At 67.9% G+C, this 12,137-nt stretch carries 9 protein-coding genes; 7 read left to right on the top strand and 2 right to left on the bottom strand.

Annotated elements, in window-relative coordinates; translation table 11 throughout:
• Nucleotides 1-35: 35 nt before the first annotated feature.
• Nucleotides 36-2,102, bottom strand: coding sequence for a phosphocholine-specific phospholipase C (locus NZL82_RS12705; RefSeq protein ID WP_261270121.1), 2,067 nt, complete (start codon nucleotides 2,100-2,102; stop codon nucleotides 36-38).
• Between the two features lie 350 nt (nucleotides 2,103-2,452).
• Here NZL82_RS12705 and NZL82_RS12700 point away from each other — a divergent pair, with 350 nt between their 5' ends.
• The 7 genes from NZL82_RS12700 (at nucleotide 2,453) to NZL82_RS12670 (ending at nucleotide 11,199) form a co-directional block, all read left to right on the top strand.
• Nucleotides 2,453-3,301, top strand: coding sequence for a TorF family putative porin (locus NZL82_RS12700; RefSeq protein WP_261270120.1), 849 nt, complete (start codon nucleotides 2,453-2,455; stop codon nucleotides 3,299-3,301).
• A 108-nt stretch (nucleotides 3,302-3,409) separates the two neighbouring features.
• On the top strand, nucleotides 3,410-3,499 hold the full coding sequence (gene kdpF, locus NZL82_RS12695) for a K(+)-transporting ATPase subunit F (RefSeq protein ID WP_037531783.1): 90 nt from the start codon (nucleotides 3,410-3,412) through the stop codon (nucleotides 3,497-3,499).
• 13 nt (nucleotides 3,500-3,512) lie between these two features.
• Nucleotides 3,513-5,216, top strand: a complete 1,704-nt coding sequence (gene kdpA / locus NZL82_RS12690; RefSeq protein WP_261270119.1) for a potassium-transporting ATPase subunit KdpA — start codon at nucleotides 3,513-3,515, stop codon at nucleotides 5,214-5,216.
• Between the two features lie 15 nt (nucleotides 5,217-5,231).
• Nucleotides 5,232-7,268, top strand: a complete 2,037-nt coding sequence (kdpB, locus tag NZL82_RS12685) for a potassium-transporting ATPase subunit KdpB (protein ID WP_261270118.1) — start codon at nucleotides 5,232-5,234, stop codon at nucleotides 7,266-7,268.
• A gap of 12 nt (nucleotides 7,269-7,280) precedes the next feature.
• Nucleotides 7,281-7,853, top strand: coding sequence for a potassium-transporting ATPase subunit KdpC (kdpC, locus tag NZL82_RS12680; RefSeq protein WP_261270117.1), 573 nt, complete (start codon nucleotides 7,281-7,283; stop codon nucleotides 7,851-7,853).
• Complete coding sequence (locus tag NZL82_RS12675) at nucleotides 7,850-10,516, top strand: sensor histidine kinase KdpD (protein WP_261270116.1); 2,667 nt, start codon at nucleotides 7,850-7,852, stop codon at nucleotides 10,514-10,516. The genes kdpC and NZL82_RS12675 overlap by 4 nt, the downstream gene beginning before the upstream one ends.
• Nucleotides 10,516-11,199, top strand: a complete 684-nt coding sequence (locus NZL82_RS12670) for a response regulator transcription factor (protein WP_261270115.1) — start codon at nucleotides 10,516-10,518, stop codon at nucleotides 11,197-11,199. Before NZL82_RS12675 ends, NZL82_RS12670 begins: the two co-directional genes overlap by 1 nt.
• 172 nt (nucleotides 11,200-11,371) lie before the next feature.
• Here the strand turns inward: NZL82_RS12670 and map are convergent, their stop codons facing one another.
• Nucleotides 11,372-12,136, bottom strand: coding sequence for a type I methionyl aminopeptidase (map, locus tag NZL82_RS12665; RefSeq protein ID WP_261270114.1), 765 nt, complete (start codon nucleotides 12,134-12,136; stop codon nucleotides 11,372-11,374).
• Nucleotide 12,137 lies beyond the last annotated feature (1 nt).

The following is a 12,137-nucleotide window of genomic DNA, read 5'->3' as shown; positions in this document are numbered from 1 at the left end:
TCGCTGCTCCGGCGAGTGGGGAAGGGGAAATGGCGTCAGGCGCGGAACGGGTCGCTGACGGTCGCGCGGCCCGGCCGGTCGTGCCGTCCCGCCAGGCACAGGCGGTACTGCGGATCGCTCGCTCGGGTCAGCGTCACGTCGTACCAACCCAGTGCCGCATGCAGTGACCAGCGATGGCGGCCGGGCTTGAGCGGCGTTGCGACGGCGGTGGCCTGGCCGGGCTCGACGCGGACGATTGCCATATCGGTCAAGTCTGGTGGAACGGTCAGTGTCAGGCCTTTGTCGTCGACCCCGGTTTGGACGATCGAAGCGGGATTGCGGCCCGCAAAGTGGCGGTGGAACCCGTTCGGGCCCAGCACCCACAGGTCATGTCCGGCGGCGGGATCGGTGGACCAGACATGCTCAATGCTCGTCCCAGCCGCGAGCGTATAGCGGCGCGGTGGCCGATCCAGGGCGTGCCGATCATAGACATGGAACACCGCGCCGGCTCCCTCGGCCTGGAAGCGCAGGCGGATGCCCGCAGGATCGGCAAGCTGGATGACGTTCAAGCGATAGGGCAGGGCGCGGGCCCGGCGGATACCCGGCTCCTGATGAGGCGCGCCGATGGTCGCCGGAGCCTGCGGGCTGACCTGTCCCTTGATCGCGGCGGCGCGGATCGCGCGCCCACGCGGATCGGGCAGTTCGGGCGTCGCCGCATCGGTGGCCGCGAAGTCGAACGCGCTGGTCAGGTCGCCACATATCGCGCGCCGCCAGGGCGAGATATTGGGTTCGTGAAAACCGAAGCGCGCCTCCAGAAAGCGGATGACGCTGGTGTGGTCGAAGACTTGCGAATTGACCCAACCGCCCCGGCTCCACGGCGAGACGACATACATCGGCACGCGCGGGCCCAGGCCATAGGGACGGCCGCGATAGGCGGGCGTGTCGATGTTCGCATCGCCGGTCGAGGGCACGTCATGATATTCGCCGGTCAGTTCGACGGTCGATCCGCCGAGCATCGTTCCATCGGCCATGCGCGACGGCGGGGCGGGCGGGGGGACATGATCGAAAAAGCCGTCATTCTCGTCGAACATCACGAACAAGGCGGTCCGCGCCCAGACCTTTGGATCGGCGGTCAGCGCGTCGAGCAGTTCCGCCGTATAGGCCGCCCCCTGCGCCGGACTGGAGGGGTTGGGATGCTCGGACCCCGCCGCCGTCGCAATGACGTAGGAGACTTGCGGCAAGCGCCCGGCGAGCGCATCGGCCTTCAGTGCGTCGAGCCCGCGCGTGGTCAGCGCCCGGTCCTTCAACGCGGGATCGCCCTTGCCATGATGCGCCTCGCGAAAGGCGGCGAAACCGACCAGCGGGTTGTCGGTGAAATTGTCCGCCATGTCCTGATAGATTCGCCAGTCGATGCCTGCCGCCTGCATCCGCTCGACCGTGGTCGTCCAGCGATAGGGATCGGCCGCGCCGCCATCCTCGGCGAAACTGTCATGCGAATTGCCGATGGCCGGGCCACCCGCCTTGCCCAGCGGATCGTTGGTGCCGGTCCAGAGGAACAGGCGGTTGGTGTTCGTCCCGGTCTGGATCGCGCAATGATAGGCGTCGCAGAGGGTGAAGGCCTCGGCCAGCGCGAACTGGAAGGGCAGGTCGGCGCGGGCATAATGGCCCATGGCGCGTTGCTTCTTGGCCTCGGGCCAGTGTGACATCCGGCCCTCGTCCCAGGCGGCCTGTGCATCCGGCCATGTGTGCGGCGTGCCCTGCATCCGCATCAGCGCGAACTGCTTGTCCGTATCGAGATGGAACGGGGAGACCAGGCGCGGGCCGCCTGGCGCGGTGCGGTCCATCTGCTGCCACACGTTGCGCGGCACTTCGCCGGGCATGGCGGGGGTGAGCGGAATGGGGAAACGGTCGCCAAAGCCGCGCACCCCGCGCATCGTGCCGAAATAATGATCGAAGCCCCGATTTTCCTGCATCAGGATGACGACATGCTCAACATCGCGGATTGTCCCCGTCCGCCGGTCGGGCGCGATGGCGGCGGCGCGGGCGATCGCCGGGGGCAGGGCGCTGGCTCCGGCGAAGGCGGCACCGGCGGAAAGGAGTGAGCGGCGGGAGAATGTGACCATGTCCCGTCATGGCGAAAATCGTTGACGTTTCCGTGACGCTATCCATTCCTCCCCTGCAAGGGGAGGTGGCAGGGCGAAGCCCTGACGGAGGGGTGTCGGCCTCTCGATAGCGAGTGGCAGGTCGGATTGCCCCCGGCAATCCTCGAACCCGCCGGGCGGGTTCGACCTGCCACTCCCCTCCGACGCGCTGCGCGCGCCACCTTCCCTTGCAGGGAAGGAATGTTAGGCCCGACTATATGCCGTCTATATGCGAAACCGGGGGATCGCCCTCGAATTGCTACGCGGGCCCGGCCTAATTGCCTGCCCCTGGAGGTCGCCCGCGATGCGGCGGCCTGTCCATAGGGGCACATATGAAGACCATCACCTTGAGCGCCGTCACGGCGCTGTTCCTGCTTCCCGCCACCGTCTCGGCGCAGACCGCCGAGACTGCGCCGCCGCCCGTGACGGTCAGCGGTTCGGCCGCGATCGTCTCCGACTATCGCCTGCGCGGCATCTCGCAGTCGGATGAACATATGGCGGTGCAGGCCGGTATCACGGCGACCCATGAGAGCGGTGCCTATGTAGGCGCCTGGGCGTCGAACCTGGCGGGGTGGGGAACCTTCGGCGGCGCGAACATGGAGCTGGACTTGATCGGCGGGTACAAGACCAGGATCACCGCAAACGGCACGCTGGATGTCGGGCTGACCTGGTACATGTATCCGGGCGGCGCAAACAAGACGGACTATGCCGAGCCCTTCGCCAAGCTGTCGGGCACGACCGGCCCGGTCTCGCTGACCGCCGGTGTCGCCTATGCGCCCAAGCAGCAGGCGATCGGCAAATGGTATAACAACGGCGCCAGCGCGGCGGCGGGCGTCTATGACCATCCGGGCGCCAAGAGCGACAATCTGTATCTCTGGGGCGACGGCGCGGCGGCGCTCCATGGCACGCCGATCACCGCCAAGGCGCATATCGGCCATAGCTGGGGCATGAACGGCCTCGGCCCCAACGCCACCGCCCCGACGCCGACCGGAGATTACTGGGACTGGTCGCTGGGCGCGGACACGACGTGGCGCAACCTGACGCTGGGTCTGGCCTGGGTCGACACCGACATTTCCGACCGCAAGGCCGCCTATCTGCGGCCGAGCTTCAGCAAGGGGCAGGACGGCACCGGCAATATCGCGGGCAGCACCTTCCTCGCCACCCTCACCGCTGCCTTCTGAGGAGCCGCACTATGGACGATCTGATCTGGTTGCTGGTCATGGCCGGGCTGGTGGCGGCGACGCTCGCTTATGCCCGCCTGTGCGACCACGCGTGAGGAGGGCGGAGCCATGACCCTCGACCTCTGGCTGGCGGCGCTGACCGCGCTTGGCCTTCTCGTCTATCTGGTGGCGGTGCTGATCCGCCCCGAACGCTTCTGAAGGAGGCGGCATCATGACGCTTCAAGGATGGGCCCTGATCCTGGGCTTCGTCGCGATCCTGCTCGCGCTGACCAAGCCGGTCGGCGCGTGGCTGTTCGCGCTTTATGAAGGGCGGCGCACGCCGCTCCACACCGTGCTCGGCCCCGTCGAGCGCGGCTTCTACGCGCTGTCGGGCATCGACCCGGAGGCTCAGCAGGGCTGGCGCCGCTATGCGCTGCACATGCTGATCTTCAACGTCGCGTTGATGGTCTTCACCTATGCCGTGCTGCGCCTGCAATTCTACCTGCCGGGCAATCCGCAGGGGCTGGCCGGGCTGACCCCGCATCTGGCGTTCAACACCGCGATCAGCTTCACCACCAACACCAACTGGCAAAGCTATGCGGGTGAGGCGACCATGTCGAACCTGTCCCAGATGCTCGGCCTGACCATCCACAATTTCCTGTCGGCGGCGACCGGCATCGCGCTGGCCTTTGCGCTGTTCCGGGGTTTCGCGGGGCGCGAGACGAAGAATCTCGGCAATTTCTGGGCCGATGTCACGCGCATCACGCTCTATCTGCTGCTGCCGGTCAGCATCGTCTATGCGGTCTTCCTGATCGCCAGCGGCGTGCCGCAGACCATGGCGGGCGTCGTCAATATCGACACGCTGGAAGGCGTGCGCCAGTCGATCCTGGTCGGCCCGGTGGCAAGCCAGGAAGCGATCAAGATGCTCGGCACCAATGGTGGCGGCTTCTTCAACGCCAACAGCGCGCATCCGTTCGAGAACCCCACCGCGCTCACCAACTTCATCCAGATGCTGTCGATCTTCGTCATCGGCTTCGGCCTGACCTGGTGCTTCGGCAAGGCGGTCGGCAACACGCGGCAGGGCTGGGCGATCCTGGCCGCGATGATCCTGCTGTTCCTGGGCGGCGCGACCGTGGCCTATTGGGCGGAAGCGGCCGCCAATCCCGTGCTGCACCAGCTGGGCGTCGCAGGGAGCAATATGGAGGGCAAGGAGGTCCGCTTCGGCGTCGCCGCCTCGGCCTTGTTCGCGGCCGTCACCACAGCGGCATCGTGCGGCGCGGTCAATGCGATGCATGACAGCTTTACGGCCCTTGGCGGCATGATCCCGCTGTTCAACATGCAGCTGGGCGAGGTCGTCATCGGCGGCGTCGGGGCAGGCATTTATGGCTTCCTGCTGTTCGCCATCCTGGCGGTGTTCGTCGCCGGGCTGATGGTCGGCCGCACGCCCGAATATGTCGGCAAAAAGATCGAGAGCCGCGAGGTCAAGCTCGCCGTCCTCGCCATCGCCGTCCTGCCGCTGTTCATCCTGGGGCTGACCGCGCTGTCGTGTGTCACGCAACAGGGTCTGGCGGGGCCGCTCAACAAGGGGCCGCATGGTTTCGGCGAGATCCTCTATGCCTTCACCAGTGCGGTTGCGAACAACGGCTCGGCCTTTGCCGGCCTGACCGCTTCGACCCCCTGGTATGACGGTCTGCTGGGCGTCGCCATGTGGGTGGGCCGCTTCTTCATCATCGTGCCGATGCTCGCCATTGCCGGGAGCCTCGCCGCGAAGAAGCATGTCCCCGCCTCGGCCGGGTCCTTCCCGACCACGGGTGTGCTGTGGATCGGTCTGCTCGTCGGCATCGTGCTGGTGCTGGGCGGCCTGACCTTCCTGCCGAGCCTCGCCCTTGGTCCCATCGCCGATCATCTCGCGATGATCCGCGGTCAACTCTTCTGATCGGGAGCGCCAGTCGTGGCCAATTCCCCTACCAAGAGCCTGTTTACCGCCGAGCTGGTGCTCCCGGCGATCAAGGCCTCGTTCGTCAAACTCAATCCGCGCGAATTGATCCGCAACCCGGTGATGTTCGTGACGGCCGTGGTCGCCGCCCTTCTGACCGTCCTGCTCGTCGTCGGGCATGACGGGCTGACCACCGGGTTCAAGCTGCAACTGGTCGTCTGGCTATGGCTGACCGTGCTGTTCGGCACCTTTGCCGAGGCCCTGGCCGAAGGGCGCGGCAAGGCGCAGGCGGCGTCCCTGCGCGCCGCCAAGGCCGAGCTGACCGCCAAGCGGCTGACGAGCGCTGGCCATGAGTGGGAGAATGTCCCCGCCAGCGCGCTGAAGATCGGCGATGTGGTGCTGGTCGAAACCGGCGACCTAATCCCCTCGGACGGCGAGGTCGTCGCGGGCGTGGCGAGCGTCAACGAAGCCGCGATCACCGGCGAGAGCGCGCCCGTCATCCGCGAGGCGGGCGGCGACCGTTCGGCGGTGACGGCGGGCACGCGCGTTATCTCGGACGAGATCCGGGTGCGCGTCACCGTCAATCCGGGCCAGGGCTTCCTCGACCGCATGATCGCGCTGGTCGAGGGAGCCGAGCGTCAGAAGACGCCGAACGAGGTCGCGCTGACCATATTGCTCGTCGGCCTGACCATCATCTTCCTGATCGCGGTCGGCACCATTCCGGGCTTTGCGTCCTTTGCGGGCGGCAGCATTCCGGTGGCGATCCTGGCGGCGTTGCTCATCACCCTGATCCCGACGACCATCGCGGCGCTCCTGTCGGCGATCGGCATTGCGGGCATGGACCGTCTGGTCCGCTTCAACGTGCTCGCCAAGTCGGGTCGCGCGGTCGAGGCGGCGGGCGATGTCGACGTGCTGCTGCTCGACAAGACGGGCACCATCACCATCGGCGACCGTCAGGCGAGCGAGTTCCGCGCCGTCGGCGGCTCGGATGTCGACGCGTTGGCCGAAGCTGCGCTGATGGCCAGCCTGGCGGACGAGACGCCCGAAGGCCGCTCGATCGTCGTCCTGGCGCGCGAGCAGTTCAAGGTCTCGATTGTCAGCCTCCCTACGCACGCGGAGATCATCCCCTTCACCGCGCAGACCCGTATCTCGGGCGTGAGGATCGGCGACCGGCTGATCCAGAAGGGCGCGGTTGACTCGATCCTGCGCGCCCATCCGGGTGTGGGGGAGACGGCGGCGGCGACGCAACTGCGTCGCATCACCGACGAGATCGCGCGGGCGGGTGGCACCCCGCTGGCGGTGGCGGAAAATGGCCGCCTGCTCGGCGCCATCTTCCTGAAGGACGTGGTCAAGGCGGGCATCCGCGAACGCTTTGGCGAGCTGCGTCGCATGGGCATCCGCACAGTGATGATCACCGGCGACAACCCCCTGACCGCCGCCGCGATCGCCGCCGAGGCAGGGGTAGACGACTTCCTCGCCCAGGCGACGCCGGAGGACAAGCTGGCGCTGATCCGTCAGGAACAGCAGGGCGGCAAGCTTGTCGCGATGTGCGGCGACGGCACCAATGATGCGCCAGCGCTGGCGCAGGCGGATGTCGGTGTCGCGATGAACACCGGCACCCAGGCCGCGCGCGAGGCGGGCAACATGGTCGATCTGGACAGCGACCCGACCAAGCTGATCGAGGTCGTTGGCCTCGGCAAGCAGTTGCTGATGACGCGCGGCGCGCTGACGACCTTCTCGGTCGCCAATGACGTGGCGAAATATTTCGCGATCATCCCCGCGATGTTCGTGGCGCTCTATCCGGGCCTCGGCGTGCTCAACGTCATGGGTCTGGCGACGCCGCAGTCGGCGATCCTGAGCGCGATCATCTTCAATGCGCTCATCATCCCGCTGCTGGTGCCGCTGGCGCTGAAGGGCGTCGCCTACAAGCCTATGGGGGCGGGGCCGCTGCTCGCGCGCAATCTCGCCATCTATGGTCTGGGCGGCCTGATCGCGCCGTTCGTCGGCATCAAGATCATCGACCTTGTGGTCGGTGGCCTCGGCCTCGCATAAGGAGTTACCATCATGGGTAAGGATTTCACTTCCGCCTTGCGGCCCGCGATCGTGATGACGATCCTGTTCGCCGCACTTCTCGGCATCGCCTATCCGCTGGCGATGACCGGGATCGGGCAGGCCGTCTTCCCGCATCAGGCGAATGGCAGCCTGGTTGAAGTCGGTGGTCGGGTGATCGGCTCCGAGGTCGTCGGACAGGCGTTCGTCAGCGACCGCTATTTCCAGACGCGTCCCTCGGCGGCGGGCAAGGGCTATGACGGGCTCGCCTCGTCGGGCTCGAACCTGGGGCCGACGTCGCAAGCACTGGCCGACCGGGTGAAGGCCGATGTCGCCAAGCGTCGCGCCGAGGGCGTGATGGGCGAGATGCCCGCCGATCTCGTCACCACCAGCGGTTCGGGGCTGGACCCCGATCTGTCGCCCGAAGCCGCCTTGGCGCAGGCCGCCCGCATCGCCCGTGTCCGTGGCCTGCCTGTCGAGCAGGTGCGCTCGCTGGTCGTCGGAAAGACCGAGAAGTCGTTGCTGGGCGACCCGCATGTCAACGTCCTCGCCCTCAATCGCGCACTGGACGCTGCTTCCAAGCGATGACGGCAGGCGAGCCGCGCCCCGACCCCGATGCCTTGCTGCGCGCCGCCGAGCGCGAGGGGCGCGGCCGCCTGAAAATCTTCCTCGGGGCAGCACCCGGCGTCGGCAAGACGTTCGAGATGCTGTCCGAGGGCGCGGCGCGACGCCGTGACGGCGTCGACGTCGTCGTCGCGGTGGTCGAGACGCACGGCCGGGTCGAGACCGAGGCGCTGGTGCGCGGCCAGGAGGTCATGCCCCGCCGCGCCGTTCCCTATGAGGGGCGGACGCTGCACGAAATGGACATCGATGCGGTCCTGGCCCGCGCGCCCCGCCTCGCGCTTGTGGACGAACTGGCGCATACCAATGCGCCGGGCAGCCGCCACCCGAAGCGCTATCAGGATGTCGAGGAACTGCTGGCGGCGGGGATCGACGTCTATTCGACGGTCAATATCCAGCATGTCGAAAGCCTCAACGACGTCGTCGCCAGCTTCACCCGCGTCCGCGTGCGCGAGACGGTGCCCGATCGCATCCTGGAGGCGGCCGAGATCGAGGTGGTCGACATCCCCCCCGACGAACTGATCGAGCGGTTGAAGGCGGGCAAGGTCTATCTGCCGCAGGAAGCGACGCGGGCGCTGTCGCATTTCTTTTCCAAGTCCAACCTGTCGGCGTTGCGCGAACTGGCGCTCCGGCGGGCGGCGCAGGCGGTCGATGCGCAGATGCTCGACCATGTCCGCAGCCTGGGCGTCGGCGGACAATGGGCGGCGGGCGAGCGGCTGGTCGTCGCGGTCAGCGAACTGCCCGGCGCCGACGAACTGGTCCGCGCCGCCAAGCGCGCCGCCGACGCCCTGCGCGCACCTTGGACCGCTTTGTTCATCGACACGCCGCGCACCGCGACCCTGGGCGAGGCGCAGCATCGGCGGCTGGCCGCGACCATGACGCTGGCGACGCAGCTGGGCGCGGCGGTTGCCACCGTGCCAGCACCCAGCGTGGTCGAGGGCATCCGCGCCTTCCTGACCGACGCCCGTGCCACCCAGCTGGTCGTCGGCAAGGCCAAAAGATCGCGCTGGTTCGAGCTGCGCCACGGCTCGGTCGTCGACCGGCTGGTGCGCGAGACGCCGGGCGTCACCGTTCACGTCCTGCCGGTCGGCGAGGCCCCGGTCGAGCGCGAGCGGACCCGGCGGCGCGGGCAATGGGGTTCGCCCATCGGCTATGGCCTGACGCTGCTCGGCGTGGCCTTGGTGACGGGCTTGGCGAGCGCGCTGTTCCATATCCTCAACCTGGGCAATGTCGCGCTGCTCTATCTGCTGCCGGTCATGGCGGCGGCGAGTCTCTACGGCCTGCGCACCGGGCTGTTCGCGGGGCTGGCGTCGAGCCTCGCCTATAATTTCTTCTTCCTGCCCCCGGTGGGCACGCTGAGCGTCAGCAATCCCGAGAATGTCATTTCGATCTTCGTCCTGCTGGGCGTCGCATTCGCGACCAGCCAGTTGACCTCCCGCGTGCGGGCGCAGGCCGATCTCGCGGCAAGCAGCGCGCGCGACAATGCAACGCTGGCGGGCTTCCTCCACCGCTTGAGCGGAATGGCCGACCCGGCCGGGGCGGCGCGTGTGATCTGCGAGGACATTGCCCGGCTGTTCGACGTGCAGGCCGTGTTGCTGACCCCGTCGCCCGCCGGTTTGGCGGTGCAGGCCGCGACCAAACCCGATTACCGGCTGGAGACGATGGAGATGGCCGCCGCGCACTGGGCCTTCGACACCGGCACGCCCGCAGGCAAGGGATCGGCGACGCTGGCCGCGTCCGAATGGCTGTTCCAGCCTCTCAAGGCGGGCGAGCGGGTGCTTGCGGTTCTTGGGTTGGCGAAGGAGGCAGGCGGCGAACCGGTGCGGGCCGACCGCCTGCCGCTGCTGACGGGCCTGATCGCCCAGGCCGCCTTGATCCTCGAACGGTTGCGGCTGGAGGCGGAGGTGCGCGACGTCGATGCGGTGCGCACCCGCGACCGGCTTCGGGCGGCGCTGCTGTCCTCGGTCAGCCACGACCTGCGCACGCCGCTGACGGCGGTGATGGCCGCCGCCGCGCAGTTGCGGCAGGGCGCGACTCCCGATCTGATCGCGACCATCGAGGGGGAGGCGGCGCGACTCAATCGCTTCGTCGCCAATCTGCTCGACATGGCCCGCGTAGAGGCGGGGGCGCTCAAGCTGAGGATCGAGGCGATCGACCTGAGCGATGCGGTGACCGGTGCCGCGCATGATGCGCGCCGTGCGCTGGAGGGCCATGCGGTGCGGCTGGATGTGCCGCCCGACCTGCCGCTGGTCCGTGCCGATCCGCAACTGCTGCATCATTGCCTGCTCAACCTGCTCGACAATGCCGGACGCTATGGCGATCCGGGGACCGAGATCGTCATCGAGGGGCGGCATCGTCACGGAACGTTGCGACTGTCCGTGCTCGACCATGGCCCCGGCCTGCCGCCGGGGCGCGAGGCGGAAGTGTTCGAGACGTTCCGGCGGCTGGAGGGATCGGACCGGGTGGCGGGCGGCACCGGCCTGGGCCTCGCCATCGTCAAGGCCTTTGCCGAAGCCATGGGTTTGACCGTAGAGGCGGGCAATCGCGAAGAGGGCACCGGCGCGGCGTTCGCGCTGGTGTTTCCCCGCGATCTGATCGTGCGCGACGGCGCGCCGGAGGGAATGGCCTGATGCCCGCGACAATATTGGTGGTGGACGACGAAGTCGCGATCCGCCGCCTGCTGCGCAACACATTGGAGCAGGCGGGGCACCGCGTAGTCGAGGCGCGCGACGGGCGTGAGGCGCTGGCGCTTGCCGCGGCCGAGCATCCGCAGGCGGTGCTGCTCGACCTGGGCCTGCCCGATCGGGACGGCTTGAGCCTGATCCCGCTGCTGCGCGCGTCCGAGCGGGTGGTGCTGGTCGTGTCGGCGCGCGAGGCGACGGAGGAAAAGGTCGCCGCGCTCGATCTGGGGGCGGACGACTACGTCACCAAGCCGTTCGACAGCGAGGAACTGCTCGCCCGGCTGCGGGTCGCACTGCGCCATGCCCGGGCGGCGGGAACCGCGCCGACCGTGGTGCGGACCGGTGATCTCGCGATCGACCTCGACCGGCGTATGGTCACGCGCGGGGGCGAGGAACAGCATCTGACGCGCAAGGAATATGACGTACTGGCGGTCCTCGCGCGCCATCCCGGCCGGGTGGTGACGCATGACCGGATCATCGACGCCGCCTGGGGCGGGGACGAGGACCCGCGTATCGATTACTTACGCATCGTCGTGCGCAACCTTCGCCAGAAACTGGAAGCGCCGCAACCGGTGGGGAGCGTCATCGCGAACGAACTCGGCGTGGGGTATCGGTTGCGGGTGGAGGGGTAGCTCCCTGTTCCCCGGCGAAGGCCGGGGCCCAGCTTCTACGAACAGCGTGGCGCGCCAGCCGATGCGGGGGAGGCTATAGCGACCACGTCGTTGATGCCTCCCCCGCATTGCCGTGCGCGCCACGGGCCGTGTCGTAACTGGGCCCCAGCCTCCGCCGGGGTACGAGCGTCAGTCAGCCGACCTTCTCGTCCGCCCGCAGCGTCAGCACTTCCACCCCGGTCTTCGTCACCGCGACCGTATGTTCGAACTGCGCCGACAGCTTTCCGTCGTCGGTCACCACCGTCCAGCCGTCATCCGCGGTCGAGACCTTGCGGGTGCCCTGGTTGATCATCGGCTCGATGGTGAAGGTCATCCCCTCGCGCAGCACCGCACCGGTTCCCGGCCGTCCGAAGTGCAGCACATTGGGTTCTTCGTGCATCTCGCGCCCGATGCCATGGCCGCAATAGTCGCGCACCACCGAATAGCCGTTCGCCTTGGCATGTTTCTCGATCGCCGCGCCGACATCGCCCAGCCGTGCGCCGGGGCGGACCTGCTTGATGCCCTTCCACATCGCCTCGCGCGTCACGCGGACCAGCCGCTTCGCGCCCGGCGCGACCTCGCCGACCATATAGGTCTTGCTGGAATCGGCGATGAAGCCGTTCTTCTCCAGCGTGATGTCGAGATTGACGATGTCGCCGTCGCGGATCACATCCTCTGCGCTCGGCACGCCGTGGCACACCACCTGGTTGATCGAGCTGTTGAGTACATAGGCAAAGCCATATTGCCCCTTGCTCGCGGGTCGCGCCGCCAGGTCGTGGGTGATGAAATGTTCCACACGGTCGTTGATCGCCAGCGTCGACATGCCCGCCAATGTCAGCCCGTCCAGCATCTCGAACACCCGCGCGAGCAACTGCCCGGAGACGCGCATCAGCGCCAGTTCTTCGGCCGTCTTGACCATG

The organism is Sphingomonas sp. LC-1 (assembly GCF_025371035.1).
In the GTDB taxonomy this organism is placed as follows: Bacteria; Pseudomonadota; Alphaproteobacteria; order Sphingomonadales; family Sphingomonadaceae; genus Sphingomonas; species Sphingomonas sanguinis_E.
Note: the sequence above shows the minus strand (reverse complement) of the source record. Positions and strands in the feature narration are given on the sequence as shown.

Coding starts and splice junctions, on each gene's coding strand:
- NZL82_RS12675 (WP_261270116.1), top strand. CDS start 7,850: ATGACGGCAGGCGAGCCGCGCCCCGACCCCGATGCCTTGCTGCGCGCC.
- kdpF (WP_037531783.1), top strand. CDS start 3,410: ATGACCCTCGACCTCTGGCTGGCGGCGCTGACCGCGCTTGGCCTTCTC.
- map (WP_261270114.1), bottom strand. CDS start 12,136: ATGGTCAAGACGGCCGAAGAACTGGCGCTGATGCGCGTCTCCGGGCAG.
- NZL82_RS12700 (WP_261270120.1), top strand. CDS start 2,453: ATGAAGACCATCACCTTGAGCGCCGTCACGGCGCTGTTCCTGCTTCCC.
- kdpC (WP_261270117.1), top strand. CDS start 7,281: ATGGGTAAGGATTTCACTTCCGCCTTGCGGCCCGCGATCGTGATGACG.
- NZL82_RS12705 (WP_261270121.1), bottom strand. CDS start 2,102: ATGGTCACATTCTCCCGCCGCTCACTCCTTTCCGCCGGTGCCGCCTTC.
- kdpA (WP_261270119.1), top strand. CDS start 3,513: ATGACGCTTCAAGGATGGGCCCTGATCCTGGGCTTCGTCGCGATCCTG.
- NZL82_RS12670 (WP_261270115.1), top strand. CDS start 10,516: ATGCCCGCGACAATATTGGTGGTGGACGACGAAGTCGCGATCCGCCGC.